At 60.9% G+C, this 26218-nt stretch carries 18 protein-coding genes and 4 pseudogenes; 6 read left to right on the top strand and 16 right to left on the bottom strand.

Annotated features, from left to right (window positions below; translation table 11 throughout):
* Positions 1-32: 32 nt before the first annotated feature.
* Positions 33-4649 carry a Ti-type conjugative transfer relaxase TraA gene (gene traA / locus FFM53_RS27820; RefSeq protein WP_138388591.1) on the bottom strand — a complete coding sequence of 1539 codons (4617 nt, stop codon included), beginning with the start codon at positions 4647-4649 and terminating at the stop codon, positions 33-35.
* Between the two features lie 221 nt (positions 4650-4870).
* On the opposite strand from traA, the gene FFM53_RS27825 reads away from it, so the two are divergent.
* The 4 genes and pseudogenes from FFM53_RS27825 (at position 4871) to FFM53_RS27840 (ending at position 7708) form a co-directional block, all read left to right on the top strand.
* Entirely contained in the window at positions 4871-5158 is a 288-nt protein-coding gene (locus FFM53_RS27825) for a TraC family protein (RefSeq protein WP_138388590.1), read from the top strand.
* On the top strand, positions 5148-5387 hold the full coding sequence (locus tag FFM53_RS27830) for a conjugal transfer protein TraD (protein WP_138388589.1): 240 nt from the start codon (positions 5148-5150) through the stop codon (positions 5385-5387). The genes FFM53_RS27825 and FFM53_RS27830 overlap by 11 nt, the downstream gene beginning before the upstream one ends.
* A complete protein-coding gene (gene traG / locus FFM53_RS27835; protein ID WP_138388588.1) occupies positions 5378-7291 on the top strand; it encodes a Ti-type conjugative transfer system protein TraG in 1914 nt (637 codons plus the stop codon). The genes FFM53_RS27830 and traG overlap by 10 nt, the downstream gene beginning before the upstream one ends.
* Positions 7292-7403: 112 nt before the next feature.
* Positions 7404-7708: pseudogene (locus tag FFM53_RS27840) on the top strand (PhnA domain-containing protein).
* Here the strand turns inward: FFM53_RS27840 and FFM53_RS27845 are convergent.
* The 5 genes and pseudogenes from FFM53_RS27845 to FFM53_RS27865 all read right to left on the bottom strand — a co-directional run bounded on the left by FFM53_RS27845 (position 7705) and on the right by FFM53_RS27865 (position 10197).
* Positions 7705-8137: pseudogene (locus FFM53_RS27845) on the bottom strand (hypothetical protein). The pseudogenes FFM53_RS27840 and FFM53_RS27845 overlap by 4 nt on opposite strands.
* The gene (locus FFM53_RS27850) at positions 8134-8403 is read right to left on the bottom strand and encodes a type II toxin-antitoxin system prevent-host-death family antitoxin (RefSeq protein WP_138388587.1); all 270 of its coding nucleotides are present in this window, start codon (positions 8401-8403) and stop codon (positions 8134-8136) included. The pseudogene FFM53_RS27845 and the gene FFM53_RS27850 overlap by 4 nt, the downstream one beginning before the upstream one ends.
* 212 nt (positions 8404-8615) lie before the next feature.
* Positions 8616-9086, bottom strand: a complete 471-nt coding sequence (locus FFM53_RS27855) for a hypothetical protein (RefSeq protein WP_138388586.1) — start codon at positions 9084-9086, stop codon at positions 8616-8618.
* 312 nt (positions 9087-9398) lie between these two features.
* Positions 9399-9557, bottom strand: coding sequence for a hypothetical protein (locus FFM53_RS27860; RefSeq protein WP_171600342.1), 159 nt, complete (start codon positions 9555-9557; stop codon positions 9399-9401).
* Positions 9558-9873: 316 nt separating this feature from the next.
* Entirely contained in the window at positions 9874-10197 is a 324-nt protein-coding gene (locus FFM53_RS27865; protein WP_138388585.1) for a DUF736 domain-containing protein, read from the bottom strand.
* A gap of 621 nt (positions 10198-10818) precedes the next feature.
* On the opposite strand from FFM53_RS27865, the gene FFM53_RS27870 reads away from it, so the two are divergent.
* Positions 10819-11100, top strand: coding sequence for a WGR domain-containing protein (locus FFM53_RS27870; RefSeq protein WP_138388584.1), 282 nt, complete (start codon positions 10819-10821; stop codon positions 11098-11100).
* 157 nt (positions 11101-11257) lie between these two features.
* Here FFM53_RS27870 and FFM53_RS27875 read toward each other — a convergent pair whose 3' ends face one another.
* The 4 genes from FFM53_RS27875 to FFM53_RS27890 form a co-directional block, all read right to left on the bottom strand.
* The gene (locus tag FFM53_RS27875) at positions 11258-11674 is read right to left on the bottom strand and encodes a type II toxin-antitoxin system VapC family toxin (protein ID WP_138388583.1); all 417 of its coding nucleotides are present in this window, start codon (positions 11672-11674) and stop codon (positions 11258-11260) included.
* A complete protein-coding gene (locus FFM53_RS27880; protein ID WP_138388582.1) occupies positions 11671-11937 on the bottom strand; it encodes a type II toxin-antitoxin system Phd/YefM family antitoxin in 267 nt (88 codons plus the stop codon). The genes FFM53_RS27875 and FFM53_RS27880 overlap by 4 nt, the downstream gene beginning before the upstream one ends.
* 95 nt (positions 11938-12032) lie before the next feature.
* Positions 12033-12974 (bottom strand): DUF2493 domain-containing protein, encoded by a 942-nt coding sequence (locus FFM53_RS27885; protein ID WP_138388581.1) that lies wholly within the window; start codon positions 12972-12974, stop codon positions 12033-12035.
* Positions 12975-13297: 323 nt separating this feature from the next.
* Positions 13298-14335: a DUF7146 domain-containing protein gene (locus tag FFM53_RS27890; RefSeq protein ID WP_138388580.1), complete on the bottom strand. Its 1038-nt coding sequence runs from the start codon at positions 14333-14335 to the stop codon at positions 13298-13300.
* A gap of 399 nt (positions 14336-14734) precedes the next feature.
* Between FFM53_RS27890 and FFM53_RS27895 the strand changes: the two genes are divergently transcribed.
* Positions 14735-15925, top strand: a complete 1191-nt coding sequence (locus FFM53_RS27895) for a DUF1173 domain-containing protein (RefSeq protein ID WP_138388579.1) — start codon at positions 14735-14737, stop codon at positions 15923-15925.
* 357 nt (positions 15926-16282) lie between these two features.
* On the opposite strand, the gene FFM53_RS27900 is transcribed toward FFM53_RS27895, so the two are convergent.
* From FFM53_RS27900 to FFM53_RS27925, 6 genes and pseudogenes are all read right to left on the bottom strand, one after another.
* A complete protein-coding gene (locus FFM53_RS27900; protein WP_138388578.1) occupies positions 16283-17473 on the bottom strand; it encodes a DUF932 domain-containing protein in 1191 nt (396 codons plus the stop codon).
* Positions 17474-17588: 115 nt separating this feature from the next.
* Positions 17589-19726, bottom strand: a pseudogene (locus tag FFM53_RS27905) (ParB/RepB/Spo0J family partition protein).
* A 187-nt stretch (positions 19727-19913) separates the two neighbouring features.
* Positions 19914-20519: pseudogene (locus FFM53_RS27910) on the bottom strand (HWE histidine kinase domain-containing protein); the annotation flags it as partial.
* 94 nt (positions 20520-20613) lie between these two features.
* Positions 20614-21945, bottom strand: a complete 1332-nt coding sequence (locus FFM53_RS27915; protein WP_246413234.1) for an HlyD family type I secretion periplasmic adaptor subunit — start codon at positions 21943-21945, stop codon at positions 20614-20616.
* A gap of 22 nt (positions 21946-21967) precedes the next feature.
* Complete coding sequence (locus tag FFM53_RS27920) at positions 21968-24445, bottom strand: cadherin-like domain-containing protein (protein ID WP_138388576.1); 2478 nt, start codon at positions 24443-24445, stop codon at positions 21968-21970.
* Entirely contained in the window at positions 24442-26205 is a 1764-nt protein-coding gene (locus tag FFM53_RS27925) for a type I secretion system permease/ATPase (protein WP_138334874.1), read from the bottom strand. The genes FFM53_RS27920 and FFM53_RS27925 overlap by 4 nt, the downstream gene beginning before the upstream one ends.
* Positions 26206-26218: the final 13 nt, after the last annotated feature.

Raw genomic sequence — 26218 nt, forward strand, 5'->3', positions numbered from 1 at the left:
CCGAGCCGAATCCTTCGCTTTTTCGAGGGACTTCAAAGATCGATGCCGCGGCCGCGATTGACGGTGCGTTGGCGCCGTTCCGAGATAATCTGTTCGCTGCTTTCCATGCGAACCGCCCGCTGCAGGACCTTCAACCGTTCCTGCACCGCCTCGAAGGCGCGGCGCTGTGCCGGTGGCACGCGGTTGGCGAGATCCTTTTCGCCTCGCAGGATGGCGTTGCGACCAAAGCGCTCGTCGAGCGCCCGGCTGACGGCAGCGAACTCGCCGCGAATGTTGGGATCAAGAGAAACGGCCGGTGCATTCCGCTTGCGGCCGCTGTTCTTCGCTTCAGCAGTTAGCCGCATGAGCGCTTCTTCCGCCGCCTTCGATAGGCCGGGAATGGCAACCGCCATGCGCCGCCGCTCTTCGGCGACGGCCTGACGTTCGGCATCGAGCACATTGACGTAGGCCGAACCGAGCGCGCGCAGGCGGGCGGCGGCTTCAGGCACAGCCTGCACCGCCTCTTTCCGCTCCCGGCCGGAAGCCAGCATCCGGTCCACGAGGCGATCGGATCCGCGCAACGCGCCGTATGCGGCGGGGTCATTGGTCACTGCAGCGGCGATGCGGTCGGCGGCAAAGCCGTTCGCGAGCAGATCTTCGATCTTGCCGACAGCGCCAGCTGGATCACGCCAGATCGTTGATGCCACGTCAGCCAGCACTGTTCGCTGCTGGCGATAGAGGGGGCCGGCGCGAGCACGAGATCTCGCCTCCTCGTCGATCGGAGTCCTGAACTCGGTGACTGCGGCAAGCATGGGAACACTCTCTGTCTCGGGATCAGCACTGGCGCCGGCAACAATCTTCGAACGATCCCGCCGCTCGGCGAGATGCTGCTCGTCGGCGAAACGCTTCACGGCCTCGAAGAGCCGGGCCAGCTTCTCGCGTCTAGTGTTCGCGAGGTCTTCCGGCATACGCTCGACCACGTTGCGTTCGGCAACCGCATCGGCCTTCGAGGTAGAGGCGCTCCAGCCGAAGCGGGCGGTGAGCGCCTCGCTGACGGCCTTGATCTCCTGCACGACGGCGCGGTCTTCGGCGGCAAGCGCAAAGGCCGTCTTGTAGGCGTCGTCACCACCCTGCCTGCGCACCGCCTCGATCTCCATGAGACGCACCATCGCCGTCTTCGAGAGGCCCGGGATCGACAATGACATATGGGCGCGACGCTGTTGCTCACTGAGATCGAAGCGTTCGGCATTCCGGCGGAACTCCGTCGCATGGGCGCGGGCGAGCGGCAACAGGTCCGTCAAGGCGGTGATCGCGGCATTTCGCTCGTCGCGTGCCACACGACCGTCGACGATCAGATCGGAACCACGCAGGCGACCGAGCCGATCCGGTGCTGCGGCAAGATCGTCGGCAAGCCTGCGAGGTTCGATGCTTGCATTCGATGCCAGGGCGTTCAGGGCGACAAGTGCTGCATCCGAGTCACGATAGATCTTCTCAAGCAGCGGCCGCAGGATGGCTTCCCGTTCCTTCCACGCCGGCGACGCAAGCTGTGCCAGGCGCGCGTCTTCCTCCACGGTCTTGGTGAAGACCGTGGTGGTCGCGAGCAGATACCTGGTGTGGTCAGCATCTGCATCCGAGACAGTTTGCGTTTCAATTCGCTCCTCATTGTACGAGACACGCCGCTCCCGCTCGATCGCGACGCCGAGCGCCACGCTGGCCCGCTCCCAGAGCTCAGCCACCTGCTCCCTCTTTTCCGCGATCCACGCCCACCGCCGGGAAACCTCCTCTTCCATGCCGGCCGCAGCTTGAGAAAGAGTGTCGAGCCCGCGGCGCCGCGCGAAATCTTGCGCATGAGCCCGGTAGCCGGCCTCGCTCTCGAAATCGAGTGTTGTCGTCTTGGCGCCGGAGCGCGACAGGCGCAGGACGAGTTGCTTGAACAGTTCTGGCCGATGGCTTTCCTGCTCGATGCGCTCCAGGCGGGCTTCGGCGGTTTCGATGCGTTTCGCGGTCCAGACATTGCGGTCGACTTCTCTTTCCTCGAACCGCTTCTGCCCGGTTTTCTCATCAACGATCGGAACCTGAACCTTGACCCGCTCCACGCCATCCTTGCGCAGGGTGACGGTGTCGCCTTCGGAGACACCACCGTCTTCGAGCGCCTTCGGCAAGCTCACACCCCAGAGACGATGGACGCTTCCGTCCTCGGTCTTCACGTCGGCATAAGGACTGTCGTCGGCATCCTCATCATTCGGCCGGAATTTGGCTTGTCCGGTTTCCACGAGCTCACCGGTGACGCCGCTAGCATGATCGACACGCGGCTTTCGTCCCCATTCCGGCCTCGCTTCAAAGTCTTCCTTCGCGGCATAGAGGTCAGCGCGGTCGCGATGTCGGGTCATCGACACATAGGTCAGGTGCTGGTCCATCATGCCGGTGGCGAGTACGAAGGTTCGCTCGACGGTGGTACCTTGTGATTTGTGGATGGTCGCGGCGTAGCCATGATCGACATTGCGATAGCTGTCCTCACTGATGACGACGTCACGGCCATTGTCGAGACGGACCGAAAGCAGTGTGTCGCCGCGTTTGTCGCCGGTGGAAACGACCGTGCCGAGCATGCCGTTCTTCACATATTGCGGGCCGAGACGGGGAGCACGGGGCTCGATGAAGCGGGCATTCTCCAGGAAGATGATGCGGTCGCCGGCGGCAAATTCCCGCCCACCACGTTCGGTCTGGAATGAACGGTTCTCACCCAGCGCGCCCTCTTCCGATATCACCGATCGCAGCGCTTCGTTCAGACGCTTCACGTCTTGATTGGTGTGAGCGAGTACAAGAAGCTCGTCGCAGCGAAGCCGGCCGTCATTGCCTTTGAGGACCGACGTCTCGATTGCCGGTTTGCGCGCTTCGCTCCAATCGGCGACGATCCGGTCGATCGTTTCCGCTCGTGTGCCAGCCTCGATGAGATGGCCCCGCTGCGCATAGGCGTCGAGACCCTTCTCGATCTCGCCACGAGCAAAGAGCCGCGACGCCTCTCGCGCCCACGGCTCCCGCTGGCGGCGCACACCGGCAAGTTCGGCAAAACCGATCCGCTCAGTGATTGCCCGGAACGCCGCCCCCGCCTGGATCGGCTGCAGTTGCATCGCATCGCCGACCAGCACGACTTTCGCCCCTGCCTGTTCCACGAGCTTCAGCACGCGGGCCATCTGCTGCGACGACACCATGCCGGCCTCGTCGACAACCACCACATCGCCGCGGTGAAGCGTCTCCTGTCCATTGGCCCAGATGAGTTCCCAGGAGGCGAGTGTTCGCGACCTGATGCCGGAGCTGTCTTCCAGTCCTTCCGCCGCCTTCCCCGCGAGCGCCGCGCCCATCACCCGGCGGCCACCGCTCTCCCAAGCGACACGTGCCGCGGCAAGCAGTGTCGACTTGCCGGCGCCAGCAAGGCCGACCACGGCTGCAATGCCATTGTCACCGGTGACATGACGGACCGCGTCCACCTGCTCCGGATCGAGCCGAAAGGATTTTTCCGGATCAGCTGTTTCGACATTTTCGATCGCAGCGGCGAGGCTCTCGGCCGAAACTGCAAAACCGCGACGTTCCGATAAAACCTGCGCCGACCGCGCCATGTCATATTCGATGCGGAGAATGTCGCGTGTGGTGAAGACGGCGGGTTCCCCTGCCTTGCCCGTTTCGGCATCGACCTGTTGCGGCTTCAGCATGATGAGATCGTCCGACGCCATCAGCCGCGCGCGGATATTGGCAAAGTCTAAGGGGTCGTCGACGTAGCGATGCAACGCCTTAGCGATATCGCACTCATTGAAGGTCGAACGTTCATTGCTCAATTGCTTCAGCAGGAGCTCCGGCTCGGCGAGCAGCCGGTCTGCCATTTCCTGCCGCCGGGCGAGATCCGCCGGCGCGAAGTAGAGCTCCCTGCCCTTCCTGGCCAATGCTGCCTTTTCCGGCCCAAGATGTTTTTGCGCGATCCCGTCCAGCCCCTGCTCTGCATAGGAGCGGCCATCGAGGCGGATCTCATGGCCGGCAAGCGCCAGGTGCCGGTTGGCCGTCTCCGCCCAGGCGATCTTCCACGCTTTCATGGTTTCCTTGTCGCCGGCCCAGAGCTTATAGACGATCTTGCCCTTTGACCGGTCCGGTGTGACGACGCGCAGCGGTTCGCCGTCCTCGCCCACTACCGCCACCTTCTTTGGGCCGAAGCCTTCCTCGGTCAACGGACGGAGCGTCATCATCAGATGGATATGCGGATTGCCGTCTTTGTCGTGATAGGCCCAATCCGCGACCATGCCCTTCGAGGTGAGATTGTCCCGGACGAATTCGCGCACCAGGCCAATATTCTCGGCTCGCGTCAGTTCTTCCGGCAGCGCAATGATCAGTTCTCGCGCCAGCTGCGCGTCCGCCCGTTTCTCGAAAGCATCGACCGCGTTCCACAGCGCCTCGCTCGCCGCTGCAACGCTGCGACCGTCGATCGCCGCGCGCAGCCAATCCGGCGTCTGGTCCGGGAGCGCGAGCTCTTCATGCACCAATTCGGACGCCCCGCCCCGATAGCTGAACGACGTGCCGGCCTGCTCGTCCATCATCCGGGCGCGATGGCGATAGGCCGCGGCCGAGACGATGCTGCGCCCCGCCCCTCTGCTGATCACCTGCGCTCTGACGAACATGATCGCCACTGACGTCTCCACATCATCCGGGCACGTCGCGACAGCGACGTATATTGCGCCCTCAAACCAATCGGACCGGAGGTCCGATACCGCTTTTCCGGAAAACTGCCATGGGCCGAAATTCCGTCTGCGATGTTTTGAGGCTGGTACAAAATAGCCTATTTAACTATTGTATTCTAGTTAGTATAATCGACCTATAGAGGCTATCTTCGGGAAGGGGATTTTTACCAATGACCATAAAGTCATCGATTTCAGATCTCGATGCGCAGATGGAAAAGCTGCGAGAACGTCGACGAATTCTGATAGTTAAATCGGCCGAGCGATTTGCTCGCGCGGCGACAAAGTCTGGCCTGGCGGAAATGGAGATCGCTGACGAGGAGGTCGACCGGATCTTCGAAGAAATCGCCGCGCGATTTCGCAAGGAGGAGAAGAAAGGGGCTGGTGGCCCGCTTCCTCAAACGCGTCGACCAGCACCTGGTGGCGCTGGACCGGCGTCGGAGGTTTCACATGACGGCTGAGCGGAAGCAAGAAGCACGCGAGAAATTCCTGCTCGGCGGCATCGTCGTCAAAGCCGGCCTGTCGACGACCGACCGGGCGTTTCTGCTCGGCGGCCTCATCGAGCTGGCGAGGGTGATCCCTGGGTCCGCCGAATATCGGCGATTGCGCGATATTGGCGAAGAGGTATTCAAGGTCGCTACGCGCACACCTTCTTCGCCGCGCATCGGGGAGGACGCCGGATGGCGCTGAAGGGTCGATTGCATCCGAGCCTGCTGCTGGTCCTCGTGCCGATCGCCGTGACAGCGATCACCGTCTATATCACCGGCTGGCGATGGACGGCACTGGCCCACGGCCTATCCGGCAGGACCGAATATTGGTTCCTGCGAACGGCACCCGTGCCGGCGCTCCTGTTCGGGCCGCTCGCAGGACTTCTGACCGTTTGGGCGTTGCCGCTGCATCGCCGGCGGCCGATCGCCGTGTCCAGCCTCCTGTGCTTTCTCTTCATCGCCGGATTTTGCGCCTTGCGCGAATATGGCCGCCTCGTCCCATCGGTGGAACGCGGCGTCGTCACATGGGACGAGGTGCTCTCCTATCTGGATTTCGTTGCCGTCATCGGCGCCCTGGCGGGTTTCATGGCTGTGGCGGTCGCCGCCCGGATCTCCGTCGTCTTGCCCGAGGCGGTCAAACGGGCAAAAGGCGGAACCTTCGGCGATGCCGATTGGCTTTCGATGTCGGCGGCGGCAAAGCTCTTTCCTCCTGAAGGCGAGATCGTCGTCGGCGAGCGCTACCGCGTCGACAGGGAAATCGTCCACCGATTGCCCTTCGATCCGAAGGATTGCGGTACATGGGGACAGGGCGGCAAGGCGCCGCTGCTCACCTACAGCCAAGACTTCGATTCCACCCACATGCTCTTCTTTGCCGGATCGGGTGGGTATAAGACGACTAGCAATGTCCTGCCGACCGCGCTGCGCTACACCGGCCCCCTGATCTGCCTCGATCCTTCCACCGAGGTCGCGCCGATGGTAGTCGAACATCGCACCCGCGTTCTCGGGCGGGAGGTAATGGTGCTTGATCCGACGAACCCGATCATGGGCTTCAACGTGCTGGACGGCATCGAGGCGTCGAAGCAAAAGGAGGAAGATATCGTCGGCATCGCGCACATGCTGTTGTCGGAAAGCCTGCGTTTCGAATCCGCAACAGGCTCCTACTTTCAAAACCAGGCGCACAATTTTCTGACCGGCCTGCTTGCCCACGTCATGCTGTCGCCGGAATATGCAGGTCGACGCAATCTGCGCAGTCTGAGGCAGATCGTGTCAGAGCCCGAGCCGTCGGTACTCGCCATGCTACGCGACGTTCACGAACACTCCGCTTCGACCTTCATTCGCGAAACGCTCGGCGTCTTCACCAACATGACCGAGCAGACGTTCAGCGGTGTCTATTCGACCGCGTCGAAGGATACGCAGTGGCTGTCGCTCGATAGTTATGCCGCCCTGGTCTGCGGCAATGCCTTCAAGTCGAGCGATATCGCCCAGGGTGGGAAGGACGTGTTCCTTAATATCCCGGCGTCAATCCTGCGCTCTTATCCCGGCATCGGGCGTGTTATCATCGGTTCTCTGATCAACGCGATGGTCCAGGCCGATGGCGGCTTCAGCCGCCGGGCGCTCTTCATCCTCGATGAGGTCGATCTGCTCGGCTATATGCGCGTGCTGGAAGAAGCTCGCGATCGCGGCCGCAAGTACGGCATCAGCATGATGTTGCTCTACCAATCGGTCGGACAGCTGGAACGGCACTTCGGGAAGGATGGCGCGACGTCATGGATTGATGGCTGCGCTTTCGCCTCCTATGCGGCGATCAAGGCGCTCGATACGGCGCGCAATGTTTCCGCCCAATGTGGGGAAATGACCGTCGAGGTTCAGGGGCATTCGCGTAACGTCGGCTGGGACACGAAAAGCGGCGGCACGCGCAAATCCGAGAGCGTCAATTTCCAGCGCCGGCCGCTGATCATGCCACACGAAATCACCCAGTCGATGCGCAAGGACGAGCAGATCATCATCGTCCAGGGCCACAGTCCGATCCGCTGCGGCCGGGCGATCTATTTCCGCCGCAAGGAGATGGATGCGCAGGCAAAGGCCAATCGCTTTGTGCGGAGTTGACGATCCCACCCATTCCGCAGCGCCGGAGTTGCCTTGGGCCGTCTTCTACAAGCGCCTTTGCACGCGCTTCGCACAGCAGGCGCCGAAGGATTTCTGAGAAACCGAGACGGGCATGGCCGCTGAACACGACGAATACATCTACGACAAAGTGACAGGCAAATGGCGACCGGCTTGGCGGTGGCAGCATCCGCCACTGGCGGTGAGACGGTCGTTCGAGACGCCAGCGGCAATGTTCTTGCCGATGGTGACGAGGTCCCGTCATCAACGATTTGAAGGTCAAGAGAGCCGGCCAAGCGCTGAAACGGGCCCCCCGTCATGAAGTCGATCCGCCTCACCGATAATCCCCAGGAGATCGATTGTCGCCATCATGGAATCAAGGGCCTCGTTGTGCGCACCGGGTTTGTACGCAAACGCTAATTCGAGCTCTCAGCCTGCTCAGCGGAATCGATGACCTCCGTGGCCGACTTGCGGCGACTGATGAATTCGCGCAGCAGCGGCAGGAAAAGGCTTTGCTGAAGCGACCGGTTGGCGGCTCAGGCTCAAGATAGAATGAATTTCCTACGATGTCGGTATTGAACTCATCGAAGATGATCCAAAGCCTGCGATCGGCATCGAGGCGGCACGGCGCTTTTCGATCACCGGCACTTCCACGGCAAACCGCGACGCCTCCGGCTGCTTGGTGGTGACGGGAAAGAAGAGAACCAAATCACCATCGGGCCGCGGTATTCTCACGCCGACGGCGACGGGCCGCTCTTTGCGTCCTTCCGTCTCTCCACGCACAGCCTCTCTCGCCCATAGATAGGGATAGCGTATAACGCTTGCGGTCTGGATCAGCTCGTGGTTCATGTGCGGCCTGCTTCGTCGTCGCCGGCGTAGGCCTCGACGGCGTTTTCGAACTCGGCAACCAGTTCATCGGGCATCGTCTCGATGGTCCCGGCAGTCCGCCGATCCGACTGCTTCATCAGCCGTTGGTAGTCTTCGATATTGAGGAGGACCAGTCGGGGTTTATTCCGCTGGGTGATGGTCACTGGATGGCGCAGGGCTTCGGCGATGATGTCGCCAGACTTGCGGGAGAGATCGCTGGTTGAATAGGAACCGCTTGACTTAGACAAATGGTTTTTCCTTGTTGCTGTATTTGTTGCAATATACAGCATTTCCAACAATGCTGTCAGTTTGCAAGTTCGAGACGGTACGAACTTGCCCGGCAGGGTAGCTTTGGGGTCCCGCCGTTGCCGCTCAGCCTCTGCCGATTGTGGCCATCGCCAGTTAGAGGCGGCCGTCGGTCCGCCGCCTCTCAGCATCAGAAGCGTCTTTACCGCGAGGATCAAATCGCGCGCACCGCACGAACGGGGATGTCCATCTCCTGCGTGATATCCATAATTATCGACGCCAGTGAACCGAATTCCTCGCCGTTCAACCCAACCAATGTCGGAAACTCGATCTCGACCCCACCGTCATCGGCCGTCAAAGCGTTGATCCAGTTGCCGCCGTTGATGCGGTATTCATGCGTGTCGTCGTCGATCTCCAAATCATCCAGCAGATTGATGGTGAAGCGCCCGAAAATCTCTGTCTCGCCCTGCAGCTGATATTCGGCGATTTCATCCTCTCCGGCGAGAACGCTTCGTTCCAATGCCATCATCCCCTGGATCCGAGCGATTGCCGCGTCGAGCCCTTCGAGCAGGCGATCGTGAAGCTCTCGCGAGAAGTCGCTGTCGCAGCCGAAGCGGTGCGCGAGGACAACGAGCCGAAAGCCGGCAAGCTTGGTGTAGAGCATGAGGTTCTGATCGGTTGTCATAGTGTGATCTCCTTCTTGATGACGGAGATCGGCCACTCCGTGGCAAAGAGGGGTCAAGGACCGCGGAACGCGGCTTACAAGCGGGGGAACCGATTTTGTCGCTTGCGGCAAAATTGGGGGAGACCGCGCCGCCCTTGACGCCGGATTTGCTGGAGTAAAATTGGACGTCAGAGAGGGAAGAGACTCGCGACCCCAAAGGGGTCGCGACCGTTTCCGGCGGAGCCGGCGGGAGTGTCGAGGGAAACCCTGACAGGCAGCCAGGCCGGTCGATCCGGCCTGGCTGCCTCGGTGCACAGTGAGGAAGGAGCCGCCTCACGGCAACTCCTCCCCGGCCTGTTTTGCAAGTTCGGCGCGCGCAGCTTCCAGCTCCGCCTCGATGCGGCGACGCTCCTCGACGGTCGGCGCCTCTCTGGCTTCAAGGCGCAGTTCCTGGATGGTGCGTTCGATGTTGAAGGCGTTTTCGTTCGTCATCGTCATCTCCTTGTTGACGTGAAAGATGACGCCGGCGGTCGTGAGGATCGGGCCGGGTCAAGGTTCGCGTCAGCGACCGGCGGAGCCGGCGCGCGGAGGTGCCGATTTTGTCGGAGCGGAGTGCAACGCAGCGGAGGCAAAATTGGAGGGGCCGCGCGACCTTGAGGCGGCACGGTCCTCATGACAGACTTGGTGATTTGAGCAGACAATCCACGTTTCGTTTGCCACCAGAAAACAGGCGGCAGGGAAAGCCGGCCGCCTCAGATGTGTCACCGCGAAAGCCGGCCCCGATCGCTCGAGGCCGGCTGCCCGTCATTCAGTTCGGGCTATTCCAGAGGATAACCTTTCGGTTCGGCTCGCCGCCGGGGGCTTGTGCGAGATTGCCGAAGATCACGCCGATCTCCGGAGCCTCCAGCTTCACTGAGAGGTATTCCTCGCCGGTCTGGCGGGCGATGCGGTTCCAGCCCGCGCCGATCTCGAAGCCGGTCTTGCGGTGGATGATGCGGTAATCGGGAGCTTCTTCACTCGCCTTGTGGGCGTTCGGGACGATGGCGATCGGGGCGTTGACCAGGATGGTGGCGAAGATGCCTTCGAGGCTGCCGTCGGTCTTCTGCGTCAGGGTTGCGATCGTGGTGGCCATGGTATTGTCTCCTTCGGTTGCTCGGGACCATTCCCGATGGCGCCCGAAGAAGGGGCCGAGCCGCAGGCGTCACCGGAGCGCCAGCGCAGGGGAACCCCTTGCGGGTTGACGCTGATAGCGGCCGGTCCCTTAAAAAGGCGACATGGAGAACGGGAATGGTCTCGTGCAACCGAAGGGCGGGACGAACCATCATGGCCGCCCGGTCCAGCGCTACATGAGAGTGGCCATGGGCTCTTGGAACACCCTGCCGCCATTCTGCGCAAAGCCCTTGCTGCTCCCAATCACCGCAAGCAAGAAACTCGTGCCAGTTGACATCATACGTCGGCGCCCGGCGGGACCGACGCGGCGACCGCATCGGCGCGGCAGGTGTGGCAATGCCGAGTGGAGTTGTTCAGCCCGAGATCCAATGCGTGATCCTCCGCAGACTCGCCTCGGCGCCCGGTTGACGTATCCGCCGTATTCCGCCGGGCACTCAACTGTCGGCGCCCGGGCAGCCTCGACCGACCGAGGCCGGCTTCGTCGGGCGCTCTTCGCTGATGACGCGCCAACACATCACAAAACGGAATCCATCGGCTGCAAAGGATTCAAAACTCTCGTTGGACAGGGTCGGTCCCCGCAGGAATGATTCCCGACATGAGCGGAATGTCGTTCCACCTCCATTGCCAGCGCATTGATGCCAGCCGCAACATGGCGCGCTATTACATGCTTGCGATCCAGCCCACCTTGTTTGGCGAAACCGCGGTCGTGCGTAGCTGGGGACGGATCGGCAGGCGTGGCGGCGAGAGGATCGACGTGTTCGGGACCGAACTGGAAGCCGTGGCACATTTTCTCGATCTTGCACGCCGGAGGCATCGGAAGGGCTACAGACCGACCCAGGCTGCGATGCGGCCGATGATGGCCTGATCGCCCGCCAAAGCAGCGTGGCAGCCGCCTCGCAAGGGATCGTCACGCCTTTGGCGCGAAGACTGCACCACAGGCTTCGTGGAGCCGGCTCGCCGGCGAAATAGAGCCCGGTCCCGCGAATACGCCGGATGCGCCCACCCCGTGCTCACGCTTGAGGCTATTGCCCAGGTGGGTCCGGCGAAGTTGAAGGATCCGAACAGGTCAAGAATTCAATGCCGTAAAGCGGCACATTCTGGTCTTCCGAAACGAAATGCGCTCCCTCCGCGACCGCCTGTGCCATGAGGAGATGGTCGAAGGGATCTCGATGATGGAGCGGAAGCTTTCCAAGTGCGATCAGATGTGAGTCGGCAATATCGAGCCTATCAAATCCCTGATCCGGCAAGACCGCGAGGATTTCGTCTATGTCTGCCACAAGCTTGCCGATCCGAAGCTTCACGGTGATTTCCCAAAGAGAAACGACGCTTACGAGCACATCGTTTTCGGGATCGCTAATGAGGCTTCGCATATGACTGCCCAGCCTGTCGTCGTCATTCAGCCACCAAAGTAACGCATGCGTATCGAGCAGAAGCCTCACGTCCCGTCTTCCATCGCCTTCAGGACATCTGCGGGTAGGCTGTCGAAATCATCAGAAACTCTGATCTTGCCGCGCAAAGCGCCGGGCTTGCGCACGGCCACGTCGACTGACGGAGGGCCGATTTCGGCAACGACCTTATGATGAGACATCAGAACGAACCTCTGCCCATCCTGAACCTGCTTCAGGAAGAATGTCAGATTACCGCGAAACTCCCGCACGCCCACACGGCGGGGAGAAGATACGTTCGGTCGAGGTTCAGACATTGAAAGGCTCCATGTTCGGCGGAATTGTGTACACAAAATCGTCGAAACGCAAGCTCTCTATTTTCTCCGCGATAGAAGAATATGAGGAATGGCGCTCACGCGCCATCCTCCGCGGCCTGCCAGACCGGGATACCAAGCCGACGTGCCTTGTCGGCGAGATTGCCTGTGATGCCTGAGCCAGGAAAGACGATGACGCCGGTCGGCATGACCGAGAGCATCTCGTCGTTGCGACGGAAGGGAGCGGCCTTGGCATGCTTCGTCCAGTTCGGCTTGAAGGTGATCTGTGTCACCTTGCGGGCCTCGGCCCAGCAGGCTGCGATGCGCTCGGCGCCTTTCGGCGCGCCACCGTGGAGCAGGATCATATCAGGGTGCTTGAGTTGTGCTTGGTCAAGCTTCGCCCAGATGCGTTCGTGATCGTTGTAATCCATACCGCCGGAGAAAGCGATCTTGGTGCCTGCCGGGATCAGCACTTCGGTCTCGGCGCGGCGGCGTGCGGAAAGGAAGTCCCTGGAGTCGATCATCGCCGCAGTCATGTTGGCATGGCTGACCTTGGAGCCGGTGCGCGGCCGCCAGGCCGAACCGGTCTCAGCCTCGAAGAGGTCGGCTGCGTAGTCGCGCATGAACTCGAAGACGTTGCGGCGCTCGAGAAACGTGATGCCTTCGGCGATCAGCCGCTCGAGCTCGACGCTCTTGACCTCCGAGCCGTCCTGCTCCCGCTGTCCGGTGCGTTGCGCGTCCTCGTTTCGCTGAAGCTCGCGCTGGATGCGCTCGCCGGTCCGGTGGAAGAGGTTGACCGTCGACCAGAGCAGGTCTTCAAGATCGGGCTCCAGCCGCGTATCGCCGAGCATCTCGAACAGGGCGTCGAAGATCGCGGTCAGTGCAGACTGAACGACCGGCTCTTCCGGGAGCGGCCGCGGATCGGGCTCGTCCTGGAAAGGGCGATGGCCGTAGATCTGCATTTCGTAGATGAAGCGGTCAGTCGGGGAAGAGGCGTGGTGAGGCTCGAAGGCGTCGTCGGTGGGAAGGGTCAAGTTCATGATGGTCTCCGTCGGTTGCGGCCGCGCCTCTCGCGGCCTGACGGCGAACCCTGTTCACGCGGAGACAGGCCGGAACCGCGGCGCAATGTGCCGCGGCCCAGCGTAGCGCCGGGCGGCGGAAGGAAGGTTTCTTGACCCGCGAGGAGCGCCGGCTCCGCCGGCGCGGGGAAGAAACCTGACTGACCCGCTGAAGGCCAGGCCGCCGTGTGGTAAGGGTCGCCTCTCGGCAGGCCCGCGGGAGCGCGTCTACATGGAGGAAGTGCCCATAGAACGGCCTTCCCAACTGCGACGATCACCACCGCCGCCTGTCTTTTCGGCGGGCCTCATGCCGGCAGAAAGTTCATCGCATCTTCCGGAACGAGTTGCGCCCGCAGGTTCGCCGTCAGCCGGTCCGGGCCGAGCCAACGCAAATCCTCGTTGAAGTCGCCGAGTTCGGGGGCGAGCACCAGCGGCAGGATGCCGAGCGCCTGTGCACTGCGGCTCAACCGCTCGATCCCGTACCGGCCGGCGGCATCGGCATCGCCGGCGATGTAGAGGCGCAGGCACCCCGCCGGCGGCAAGAAGGCCGCGAGGTGGTTGGCGGTGAGCGCGGCGACCATCGGCATCGCGGGCATCACATCGGATAGCGACAGGATCGATTCCAGGCCTTCGCCCGCTACCATGACAGGCACGAGCTCATGGAGCGGAAAGCCGAAGCGCACGGCATTGCCGAGAAGACCGCCGAGCGCACGACGGGGATCCTCGACCTTCGCCTTGCCGGCGCCATTCGGATCGAGCCATGTGCGATGCACGCCAGTGATCTGCCCGAAGCGATCGGTCACAGCGGCGACGAGCGCCGGGTAACTGGTCGTCCGACCGGTCACGAAATCCCGATAGTAGCAGGACGGGTGGAAGCCCAGGGCGGGATGGAGGGACGCCCGCAGAATGGCGCGCTGGCCCAGATAGCTGTCGCCAAGCGTTCCCGCCAACGGCTGGGTCATTCGAAAGAGCCGCGTTGCACGCTCCGCCGCCGGTCTATCGACCGGCGGCTGGTCGGAGGCCTCGCCCCTACGGGACGAAGCCGGTTCGGGTCGGGGAAGGCTGAGGAAATGGCGAGCCTCGTCGGCGACATCGCGGAAGTCGACCAGCCCGCAGGTTTCCCGCACGAGATCGAGAAGGTCGCCATACTGGCCGGTCGCCGCATCCGTCCAATGCCCGGCACGCGAACCGGAGAGGTGCACATAGAGCGACCTGCCTTTGGTGTTGGCGACATCGCCAACGATCCAATAATTACCGGCCCGGCGGCTGGCGGAAAGATAGTGGCGACAGACCGCCTCGGCATCGCGCGCGAGACGGTTCGCCAGGTCGGAAGCGGACAACATGACCACACCTCCTTCACGATCGGCTGGTGACATCAATGGGACGGTGGCGCTGCATCAGTCGGACAAGAATCGCGGGCCTTTTGTCGAAGGTTGGAATGAAGAACCGCACCTTCCAGGAGATCATCTCGGAGAAAGGGCCGATGTCGGCGGCCGGAGAAGAGGTTACGTTCATGGGAAGCCTCTCGAGAACGAGGAATGGATCCGCCTGCCCGGATGCTCCCCAGAGCCCCACCAGGCAAACCTTCCCGGCCCTCTCGCCCTCATTCATAGCGGCCGCAACGGCACCTCCAGGCGCGCAGTCTCATCATCGATATACTGGTTATTTTGAGATAGTATAATACAGCAAATCCGTGCTACATCTTCGCACCCGGTTCGGCAAAAGATGATAATGGGAGCGATGTGCGGCAGTTTTTGATTGGCGAGCAGGCGTTCGATGAAGACGCTCCCGAGCTTCCAGCTCGGCTCGAACGTGCTTACGCGCAGAAGCTACGGCCACTTTGCCAGTGCAAAGAGCCGCCGCTTCCTATGTACATCGCCCGCGTCGACGATCTTTACGTCATCAAGCGCATGCCGCTTTCGGGGCGGGACCATGCCCCCACATGTCCGTCTTACGAACCGCCTTACGAATTATCAGGACTGGGGTCTTTGATCGGCAACGCGATCCAGATCGACGCGAGTGGAAAGGCCGCCCTGAAGCTCGATTTTCCCCTGACGAAGAAAGGCGCTCGCGGCGCGCACGCGTCCTCCGCAGAGCTATCTGAGCCGGCTCTGCGCAACGAATCAAAGAAGCTCTCGTTGCGCGCCGTCCTGCACTATCTCTGGGAAGCAGGAGAACTGACGGAATGGCGCTCATCGTGGACGGGCAAACGTGGCTGGGGCCGCGTCCAGTCAAGCCTCATGAACGCGGCCTCGCAGATGACCGCACGCGGCGGACCGTTGAGCGACATTCTGTTCGTGCCGGAAGTGTTTCATCAGGAGGATCGGGAGGGAATAGCCGCCCGCCGGGCGGCAGCCTTGGCTCCTGCCCATGCCTCCGGTCCCGGACAGCGAAAGCTGATGGTGACCGTGGCGGAGGTCAAGGAGTTCGCTGCGGCCCGCGGCGGCCAGAAAATTGCCGTACGGCACCTTCCCTTCCCCTTTATGATCGAGGACGGGACATGGAAGCGGTTGAGTTCCAGATACGAGACGGAGCTCGAACTCTGGCGGTCGAGCGAAGACTTCCATCTGATCATGATTGCGACCTTCGGGATATCGGGCGCGGGAATCGCTTCCGTTGATGAGATCGCCATGATGGTGGTCAACGAGAACTGGATCCCGTTCGAGAGCATCCATGAGCAACATCTCCTCGAACGGCTTTCAAGGCTGAAGCGAAAGAGCGTGAAAGGCCTGCGCTTCAATCTCTCCCGGGAGCAACCGGTTGTCTCGATCACCCTGCCGGAACAACGCCCCGAGCCCGTCGCGATGTTCATCGTCCCGATAAGTGCCGATGAAGACTACGAAGTCGCACTAAACGAGATGATTACCGTGAGAGCGGAGATGACGCCATGGATTTGGCGCGTCGCCGAGGGAGAAATGCCGCGCCTGCCGTGATCCAGCTCTGCATCGGTTGGCCTATGTTGGCGAAGCTTACGAGGAAAGATCTACATGGGCTCCGCCCGTGTCTGTATTGTGTGGCTCGACCTTTTCTGCATAGTTGCACTGCACAATAAATGTTTTACCAACCGATCAAAATATGTGCATATTGCCTCCAGCTGATGCAGCTGATGGTTTTCCTCCCAGTGCCATCGCGTCAGCTGTTCCCCTCTGGAGGTTATTGACCTTCACACCTTAAATGGCCCTGGTCTTCCAGTGGCCCTATTTTTCTGTGTCAACAGCGAAGTACGAGCGAGGTTCTTTCGCGGCCGCCTGCTTTGTCGCTCGACAGCACTACTACGGATTAAGTCGAGCTCAGCTCGCGCTTTCAAGAAGCTTCTTCGCCTTGCCTTCGAGTTCGAGGCGGGTGTCTTGATGCGTCTTGTCGCGCGCCAACGCGGTGATGCCCTGGACGAAGTCGAACACGCTTTCCGGCGGGTGGCCCTCTTCGGACAGGACCATGTCGATGACCTTGCCGGTTTCCGATTTCGAGAAGCCGCGTCGGCGCAGGAAGGTCTGGCGATCCTCGTCGTTGCGCGCGACGATGCGTTCGCGGGCCGCCCGGATACCAGCAACGAATGCTGCCGGCGAGGAATTGGCAAAGCTCGTCAGCGCCGGCGCTGCCTCATGCGCGAAACGCTCGGCCGCGAACTTCGAATGGCGGATGCTGATCTCCTCGAAATTTTCCGACCCCCAGATGTTTCGATTGGCGCAGACCGCACGGAGGTAAAAGGAGGCAATTCCGAGCGTCTTCGATCCAACCTCGGAATTCCACGCATAGAACCCCCGGAAGAACAAATCTGGTTCGCCATTCGCCAGCCGACCCGCCTCGATCGGATGCGTATCATCGACGAGAAATACGAAGACATCACGATCGCTGGCGTAGAGGGTCGTCGTGTCCTTGGTGATGTCGACGAAGGGATTGTGCGTCATGCTTGTCCAGTCGAGAAGACCGGGCACTTTCCAGATCGTATCGCCGGTCCCGTTGCCGGCAATCTTCATTACTGCCGACACGAGTTCGTGGTCCCAGATGCGGCCGTATTCGGGACCGGTCACCGCCCGAAGCTCGACGCGGCCGTCGTTCATCTCCAAGGTTTTCACCAGCTCCGCCCGGTGATTGAGCAAGCCGTGCTGCAGATTGATGGCGGCAAGCGGCGCGGGTAGCTGGCGCATGTATGTCGCTGGGGCTCCCACCAGGCTGCAGAGCTGACCATAACTCCAGTGCGTCGGCGCGATTGGCTGCCGGTCACCGGGGACAATGAGCTCGAGGCGCTCGACGTCGCTACGGGTGGCTTCGACCCGAATGGCGGAGCTTTCCACGGTTCGCGCACGAGCATGCTCGGCCCGCGCTTTGACGGCATGGTGGAGCTCCGAGAGCGACAGGTATCGTTCGTCGTCCGGCCGCGAGAACCATTCGGACGAGACGCGGCCGATGCGCTGGCCGCGCGAGATATCGACCTTGAAGCCAGACGAGACCGGGTTAGGAGTGGGAAGGGTCGTGTTCATGATGTCGTCTCCTGAAACGAAAGAGCCCGGCGCGATGGCCGGGCGATGTTGAATGGGAGTAGGATGGATAAAGAGCCTGGCGATGCCGCCGGGCTGCGATGTTCAGGCGTAGAGGCTATTCGGCGTCCAGATAGCTGACGTCTTCCTCCGCTTCCTGATTCTGATCGCCGAGATCAGCTTCCTCTGTCAGAAGGGCCGGAAGATTGCTGTTCTCGGCCTCCGAGTTGCCGTCGTCGCTTGCTTGGTCGACCGCTACCGAGAGGTCATCGGCAGGAACCACATCGACAGAGGTCCGCAGGGGCTCAGGAAGCCAACCGCTGCCTTTGAGCAGGCGCTCGGCTTCGCGCGCCATATCTTGCTTCTTCAGATGGTCGATGAGTTGAACCGACTGTTCACCCTGGCCTCGCGAACCGCCTGTAGGATGTTCGCCTTGGTGACCCGGCCGAGATAGTTGTCGACCGTCGGCACCCAACCGGCCTTGACCATGTCGAAGCCGATCGAGCGAGCGACCTGTTCTGCATGGACGATCGCACACGTGCGTTTGTTCCACGGCTCGATGACCGCATTGACAGAGAGGGAGGCGCAATGGGCGAGGAGCACCTGGCGGCTGATCTCGTCGAGCACGACCAGATGGCCCCAGAGATCATCAGGGTTTTTCGGCAGATCCTGACCCCATGCCTCGTGCCGTTGATCGATCTCCTTGGCCCAGGCCGTATCGCCGAGGCCCTCGGTCTGACTGAACTTGGCGCTCTGCAGCGTCAGTTGCAGGCATGTATCCGAGCCGTATAGATAGAAGGTCTTCAGGACGAAGGCATGCAGAACCGCCACGAAAGCGATGACTGGATCGCTGGCGAGCGCACTGCGCAGCGCCACCGTCCGAGTTGCCGTCAGGTCGAGCACCAGGCGATCGGAGAGCGGCCGCAGCGTGTCGTCCTCTTGCTCCACCTGGTCAACCGAGACTGGCTTACCGCTCACCGAGATGCCGCCCGCCGACGATGATCCAGTGCTTTCGCCGGCAATATCGCCATCTGCCACTTCCGCGTCGTCGCCGTCTGCTTCGATCTGCGGTTCATCCTGCGGTCGGACGAAGCCACGCTCGATCTTCAGCTCGCCATTGGCGGCAAGTGAGATGAAGGCGCCACCACGGGCGACTTCTTGCCGGTCGAAGATGTAGGGCCGGTCATGGAGCTGATCGAGCTCGCTTCCAAGTTCCTCGAGCCGGCGCTCGATATCTTCGGAAGGTTCTTCGGCTTTGGCATATTCGGCATCGAGCTTGTCGTACTCGGCTTTAAGCGCATCCTCGCGGGTAAGTTCCTCCTCGCTGAGCTCCCGCTGTTTGCCATGGAAGCGGCGAAGATCCGATGTGTGGCCAAAGGAGAAGTCGAAAGCAGCCTCGACCCACTTCCAACCCTCCTCCGTCTTCAGCGCTTCGGCGTCCGCCTTCTGCTTCTCGACAACGAGCTGTTCGAGCAGCGCCGGGTCCTGCAGCCAGCCGCCGTTGTCCTGTTCGAAGAGGTCACGCATCACGATGCCGCCGGCCGCTTCATAGACATCGACGCCGACATAGACGGCCCGGCGATCAATCGCCCGGATCGTCGTCTCGGTGAGCAGCCTGCGGATATAATAGGCGTCGCGGACTTGCTGGCGCGAGATCGCATCCCAGACCTGCTCCTGCCGGACATGATCATTGGCGATCGAGAAAGCCATGATCTGCTCGAGCCTCATCTCGTCTCCCGCATAGAGGTCGAGCAGTCGCGGCGACACGGAGGCAAGCCGCAGGCGCTGCCGGACGGTCGCGACCGAGACGAAAAAGCGAGCGGCGATCTCTTCCTCGCCGAGACCCTGTTCGCGGAGTGTCTGGAAGGCGCGATACTGGTCGAGGGGATGAAGATCAACACGATGGACGTTTTCGGCCAGCGAGTCGTCTTCGGCGGAAGTCTCGTCGTCGCGCTTGACGATGCAGGGAACAAGTTCCGTCTTCGCCATGCGCTTCTGAGCGACAAGCAATTCGAGGGCGAGATATCGACGGCCGCCGGCTGGAACGTCGAACCTGCCGGTTTCCCTACCCTCGCCGTCGAGGATCGGGCGGACGCTGAGGCTCTGCAAGAGCTTGCGGTGGGCGATATCTTCGGACAGATTCTCGATGGAAACACCCGCTTTGACGTTGCGGACGTTGCACTGCGAGAGTTCCAACTTGTCGAAAGAAATGTCTTCCGATCGATTCAGGGTGATCTTCTGAACGGCTTTAGCCATTTCATTACTCCTTGGCGGGCCGGCCGGAGCCTCTCTCCGAACCTCCTAACCCGTCACGGAATCCCTTCCCGCCTCTCACTCTCTCCCCGCCGCCCCGCAATGCTTGCGCCTACCATCGTTCGCGGACGCTAAGCGTTCGATTTCGATGGCGGGTTCTTGACATCACTTTTCTTGTGCCAAGGCGCCGTCATACGGAGGTCGAGCTGGCAGATGGGATCTCAATGTCGATAAGAAGCCCTTCGTCCAACCAGGTTTTTTCGAGACGCCCTTTCAGCTGTTTTTCGACCATTGCGCCGACGATCACCGTGCCAAAACCTCGTTTGGCTGAGCTAGGCGGAATGTCGACGCCCACCTCCTGCCACCGGATATTAAAGCCGGCTCCCGACGGTCTAGGCTCCCAACTGATTGAAAGCCTGCCTTGCGCAGCGGCAAGCGCCCCGTGTTGGGCTGCGTTGACGGCGAGCTCATGGAGCACGAGCGCAAGGGGCTGGACGACCGGTGCAGGCATTTTGATATCCGGCCCGCTAAAAAAAGCGCGGGTGGCGGCGAACGGCGTCACCTGTTGGCGAACGAGTTCCTCAAGAGAAATGCTTGTCCATCCTCGTGCAGCAAGCAAGGTATGGGCACGGGCGAGCGCCTGCACGCGGTGTTGAATAGCGGCGGCATAAAGGGTGGGATCATCGGCGTTGCTCAAGCGGACGATGCTGTCGACGATCGCCAGAACATTCTTGGATCGGTGGTCGACTTCCATGAGTAGGCGATGCTCGGAGGCCTCCAGTGCCTCGATCCGCCGATCGAAACGCGGCTTTTTACCCTCAACTGTTGCCCAGCAAGCGAGGTGAGGCAGGCGACCGCTCACCGGCAACATCGCTGCGGAGCGCGTGCAGTTATTCTTCTCGGAATGCGCGATTGAACTGATCGGTGAGCGGTTTGGCAAAAAATGACATCGCGGTTCGCTCTTCGGTGGAGACAAAGACTTCCACCGGCATTCCGGGCAGAAGCCTATTGGGGCCAAGTCTTGCAAGCTCGGCGGGGGGCACCGCGACATCGGCCAGGTAGAATATTTGCCCTGTCGCAGGATCGGTGCTGGTGGCCGCTGAGACGTAGGCGATGCTGCCGTGAAGCTCCGGCGTTGCACGTTGGTTGAAGGCAGAGAACCGCATTCTTGCATCCTGCCCGACAAATACTTGATCGATGTCGGTTGGTGACAGTCTGGCCTGAATCTTAAGTGCGGCGTCATTCGGCACCAGCGTCACCAGCTTTTCGGCCGGTGTGATGACGCCGCCGATCGTGTGAACAAAGAGCTCGTTCACCGTTCCCGACAATGGAGCCCTGATATCGGTGCGCGACAGGCGATCTTCGACCGCGATACGCCGTTCCGTCAACTCGGAGATTTTCGGTTCTATGATGCTCAGTTCGCGTTGCGCCTCCGTACGTGCCGCCTCATCGATGGCGATGATCTGAACCTGGATTTCGCTCATTCGTGCTCTCGAGCGCGCAATATTGGCCTGAACTTCGCCGTTCTCGCCCGTCAGCTTCGTCAGTTCGCGATCGATAAAATATTTGCGTGACGTGTCGATGAGCTTCTTGTCGGCCAGACCCTTGATCTTAACGTGTTCGATCCGCACGAGTTCGAGTTCGTCGGTTTTTGCCTCATGCTGGGCAATGAGGCCCTTCAGCTCTTCTTCGAGCTGCGATATTCCGTATTGCAGCTGCTGCTTTTGATTTTGTCGATTGCGCCGGTTTCCATCGAACAGACGGCGCTCGCCGGAGGAGACAAGAGGAAATTCGGAAAGGGTTGCGGCGAACTCTGGCGCGAAGGCGATTTCGCCCTGGTTGTCGCGTTCGGCGATCAACCGCGCCTGCCGCGCCGTCAGCTCGACGAGTTGCGCCCTGACAATGGAAAGTTCGGCACGAGTCTGGGCGTCGTCGAGGCGTAGCATGATCTGCCCCTTCGACACGAAATCACCTTCCTTGATCGCGATTTCACTGACAATGCCGCCGTCGCGATGCTGAATTGATTTCAGATTGCGATCAACCTTGATGATGCCTGGTGCGATGATGGCGCCCTGCAGTTGGGTCGTCGCCGCCCATCCGCCTGCGCCAGCAAAGAGCAGCAGTCCTAGAGTTACTCCGGCGAGAACGCGCGATGCCACCGGAAACGTATTGTTCGTATCAGGTGCGAGCGGAGGCGGTGCTTTCGTCTGGGTATGGAACACTTCTTTTCTCCCGAGCCGTTTTTCATGCATTCTCGACAATCACGAGCAAGTGGTGGCCCGTAAGATTGATCGTCATTTCGTAATGCTGATCCTTGTCCATATCGACTTCGATGAAGGTCTGGCTCAATTCGTCCGTTACCTCATGGCGAACCCGGATCGGCAGGGCTTCTGCAGCAGCCTTTTCGCCATAAATATTCTCGAAACGTTCCTCCAGGCCGTCCATGACCTCCTCGAAGATCTTGTACTTCGATACATCGATGCGGTCTCCCACCATGAAATCCAGGATCTGATGAACGAGATCGGCGCTGCTTTCGCCGGCCGGCACGCTGAACTCGAACGTGTCATCGCCAGTTCCGCCTTCGATGAGAACGGCCGCCGACCCGACGCGGACGACGTCATTGCCTGCGCCGCCCACGACCTTTTCGAATCCGTCGATGAGATCTTGCCCGACATCAAAACCGGTGGCGGTGCCGGTATTCAGGTCGATGAGCACGCCGTGTGCGGCCTGCGAATAGTCGATCGTGTCGAGACCTTCCTCACCTCGGTAGTCGTCATCCGACGCATCGGCAGCCGCCACCACGACATCATCACCGTCGCCGGCAGAGAGGCAATCGACGTCTTCATCGTCGCGCAATATGTCGTCGCCTTCGCCGGTTTTGATGACTTCGAACCTGCTTATGCTGTCGTTGCCAATTTCGGCCCCGCTTGCATTTGCGGCGACGAGATCAACGACAATCGACAGGACGGCTGCAGAATAATCGAGGGTGTCGATGCCGTTTCCACCATCGTAACTGTCTGCCGCCCCATCAGCGTCACCGACAACGATATCATCCCCGTCACCACCTTCGACGAGGTCCGTGCCGGCGCCGCCGCGGAGATGATCGTTTCCCTTGTTGCCGTGTATTTCCTCGGCCTCTGCACTGCCCGTGACTGAATCATCGCTGGAACCGGCGCGCACGATTTCGAAATTCGAGATTGTATCGTTGCAAATCTCGGCGCCGGAGGCTGTACCGTTTGCCAGATTGATCTCTACCGCCTCGGCGAGCGCTGAATAATCGAGCACATCAATACCCGATCCACCGTCATAACCGTCGTTTGCCCGATCAGCATTGCCGATAATCGCGTCATCGCCTGAGCCTCCCTTGACCGTGTCGCGATCGTCACCGCCGCTTAACACGTCGTCGCCGGCGCCGCCGTCGAGGCTGTCGGTGCCCTTGTGCCCGAGTAGGATATCCCTACCGTCTCCGCCGTCGAGCCTGTCGTTGCCACCTTCGCCATCGATGACGTCATTGTCGGCATCGCCAGTCAAGATGTCGTGGCCGTCACCTCCGAGCAGCATATCGTTGCCGGCACCGCCGCTGAGCACATCATCGCCAGCGTCGCCAAAGATGCTGTCTCTGCCCTCCTCGCCATACAAGCGGTCGTTGCCTGCACCTCCCCAGATCTGATCGTCGCCCAATCCGGCAAGAACAACGTCATCGCCGTCACCCGCGAAAACAATATCGTTCCCGCTGCCGGCCACGATGTTGTCGTTTCCATCGCCGCCGCTCACAGTGTCGCTACCGTCCCTGGCGTCAATGTTGTCATTGCCGGCCAGTCCACCGATGTCGTCGCCGCAACTGCTGCCAACAAGCAGGTCGTCGCCAGCCGTTCCGAGAATAGGCGGCGGCTTGACGACGGAGAACTGGGCGGTCTGCGACACCGAGACCTTGCCGTCGCTGATCTGGTAGGTGATGGTCACCGGGCCGAGCATGGCGGCATCATATGTCCAGCCGCCGGCTGTCTGCACCAGTCGGCCCGAAGATACGCTGATGTCCTTGATCGACATCGCGTCGCCGTCCGGATCCACGCTGCCTCGCAGAAGATCGACCAGACCGATCAACGCACCTGCGCAACCGGAAACATCCGCGAGCGTGACCGGACCGCTGACGCGAGGCGCACGGTTGGCAGCCTTTTCGGTTGCGGGTTGGGCATTGGAAGGACGGGCTTTATCTCCGCTGGACGGAGGAGGTCTCACAACCGAAAGTGCTTGCTTCGGAGCCGTCCAGACATTGTCGTTCGATGCATGGAATGAAACAGAGATCCCGTTGAACGTTTTCAGCAGCGCCAAACTTGGCAAGTTGATCCGGTTGAATTCTATAGGCAGGGATTCCGTCAGAGGGTAACTCACGGCATTTTTATGGTTGGAGAGTGGAATAACCACCGCCTTCCTTGCCGCTGGTGCCCGTTCATCCGCCTCGTCCTGCGGCTGAACCGTGGAGCCGGTCGTGCTGGTGTCGATTACCGGCGCGGCGTCAGGAAGGTCGTCGGCCGGTTGCTGTTCTGCATCCGGGGCCTCTTGCCGGCTTGACAGAGCACTTTTCAGATAGAGCGCGAATCCCGTCAAAAGGAGCGAAAAAAACAGCGGGACCCTTAAATGTTTGTCCTCGGACTTGAGCACATACCGGTCGTGCGGATCGTCTTCTATCTTGGCGGATTTTGTTCCCTTTACCTCGATCATTCCGACATCCTCGCTGTGATGCGTGACCCGACCTGAGTCGCGCCCGCGGGTCTGCTGAAGGTTTCTGTCGCCGATGGCTTGAGGATTTCGTCCTTCGGACCGAACGCCACCATCTTTCCGTTCTGGATAACAGCAACCGTATCGACCGCCGTGAGAGCGCTGGGTCGATGGGCGATCACGATCGCGATGCCGCCGCGGGCGCGGACCGCCTTGATCGCCTGGGTGAGTGCCATCTCCCCCTCCCCATCGAGGTTCGAATTGGGTTCGTCCATGACGACGATGAAGGGATTGCGATAAAGTGCCCTTGCAAGGCCGATGCGCTGCCGCTGCCCGGCCGAAAGCGAAACGCCTTGAGGACCCAAAGCTGTGCGATAGCCGTCTGGCATTCGCACGATCATCTCATGAATGCCTGTCGTTTGGGCCGCGTCGACAATAGCACGGGCGTCGACCTCTGGTTCCAGCCGGGATATGTTTTCTTCGATCGTCGCATCGAGCAGCGCCACATCCTGCGGCAGATATCCCACATGTTGACCGAGATCGGCGTCCGACCACTGCGTGAGTTCAGCATCGTCAAGCCTGACGCTACCGCGAAGGGTCGGCCAGATGCCGGTCAGCGCGCGTGCGAGCGTCGTCTTGCCGCCGCCGCTTGGCCCTATGATACCGAGCGCCTGTCCCGCAGCGATCTCGAAACTGACTTCACTGAGCAGGACCCTTCCAGAGCCGGGAGCAGCCACGGTCATCTTCTCCACCTTCAGCGAGTGGGCAGGTGCAGGCAGTGTCATCGGAGGTGTGGTTCCCGTCAGTGCTATGACCGTCTCCTTCAGCCGAATGAACGCGGTGCGGGCAGCAACAAAACTCTTCCAATTTCCAATGGCGAGATCGACGGGAGCAAGCGCGCGCGCCGAGGCAACCGAAGCGGCGATGATTGCGCCAGCCGATAGCTCGCCCTGGATCGTCAGCCAGGCACCGAGACCGAGAACGGCCGACTGCAGGATCATTCGCAGCACACGGGATATGGCCCCAAATGTGCCGCTGATGTCATTCGTGCGGGTCTGTAGCTCGAGATGATCCTGATTGGCGCGGTTGAAACGATCCACCGCTCGTCCCGCAAATCCCATGGCCTTCAGGATGTCGGCGTTGCGGGCATTGGAATCGGCGATCGCATTGCGCTCTATTCCCGACCTGTGTGTGGCGCTTGCAAGCCGACGGGTCATGAGTTCCGTCGCGATCGTCAGCATGGAAAGGACGAAGGCGCCGGCGAAGGTGAGCGCACCCAGGTAGGGGTGAAGCATGTAGACGAAGATCAGATAGAGGGGTACCCAAGGAAGGTCGAATAGGGCGACTGGGCCTTGGCCACCGAGGAAAGCCCGAACCGTATCGACATCGCGCCCGCGCTCCAGAGCTTCTGCTGTCGAAAAACCGAAACGCGGCATGTCGATTGCCACTTGATGCGCCATGGGAGCGATGCGGCTGTCGAGCCGAGCGCCCATGCGAACCAGGATCTGCGATCGGATGATGTCGAAGAATCCTTGAAACAGATAGAGGCCGATCGCCAGTGCCGAAAGTCCAAGCAGTGTGGGAACGCTGCCGCTGGTCAACGCACGATCGTAAATCTGCAGCATGTAGAAGGAACCGGTCAGCGCGAGAACATTGATGACGCCGGACGTGATGAAGAGGAATACGAATATTCCCCGAAGTCCTTGTGTCAGTTTCTCGACCTGTTTGCGCTTGTTGCCGGTCAACGGAGTCTTGGGACGCATGTCGTTCACCATT

This window comes from Rhizobium indicum (assembly GCF_005862305.2).
Classification (GTDB): domain Bacteria; phylum Pseudomonadota; class Alphaproteobacteria; order Rhizobiales; family Rhizobiaceae; genus Rhizobium; species Rhizobium indicum.

Coding starts and splice junctions, on each gene's coding strand:
- FFM53_RS27825 (WP_138388590.1), top strand. CDS start 4,871: ATGACCATAAAGTCATCGATTTCAGATCTCGATGCGCAGATGGAAAAG.
- FFM53_RS27830 (WP_138388589.1), top strand. CDS start 5,148: ATGACGGCTGAGCGGAAGCAAGAAGCACGCGAGAAATTCCTGCTCGGC.
- traG (WP_138388588.1), top strand. CDS start 5,378: ATGGCGCTGAAGGGTCGATTGCATCCGAGCCTGCTGCTGGTCCTCGTG.
- FFM53_RS27855 (WP_138388586.1), bottom strand. CDS start 9,086: ATGACAACCGATCAGAACCTCATGCTCTACACCAAGCTTGCCGGCTTT.
- FFM53_RS27860 (WP_171600342.1), bottom strand. CDS start 9,557: ATGACGAACGAAAACGCCTTCAACATCGAACGCACCATCCAGGAACTG.
- FFM53_RS27865 (WP_138388585.1), bottom strand. CDS start 10,197: ATGGCCACCACGATCGCAACCCTGACGCAGAAGACCGACGGCAGCCTC.
- FFM53_RS27870 (WP_138388584.1), top strand. CDS start 10,819: ATGATTCCCGACATGAGCGGAATGTCGTTCCACCTCCATTGCCAGCGC.
- FFM53_RS27880 (WP_138388582.1), bottom strand. CDS start 11,937: ATGTCTGAACCTCGACCGAACGTATCTTCTCCCCGCCGTGTGGGCGTG.
- FFM53_RS27885 (WP_138388581.1), bottom strand. CDS start 12,974: ATGAACTTGACCCTTCCCACCGACGACGCCTTCGAGCCTCACCACGCC.
- FFM53_RS27890 (WP_138388580.1), bottom strand. CDS start 14,335: ATGTTGTCCGCTTCCGACCTGGCGAACCGTCTCGCGCGCGATGCCGAG.
- FFM53_RS27900 (WP_138388578.1), bottom strand. CDS start 17,473: ATGAACACGACCCTTCCCACTCCTAACCCGGTCTCGTCTGGCTTCAAG.
- FFM53_RS27920 (WP_138388576.1), bottom strand. CDS start 24,445: ATGATCGAGGTAAAGGGAACAAAATCCGCCAAGATAGAAGACGATCCG.
- FFM53_RS27925 (WP_138334874.1), bottom strand. CDS start 26,205: ATGCGTCCCAAGACTCCGTTGACCGGCAACAAGCGCAAACAGGTCGAG.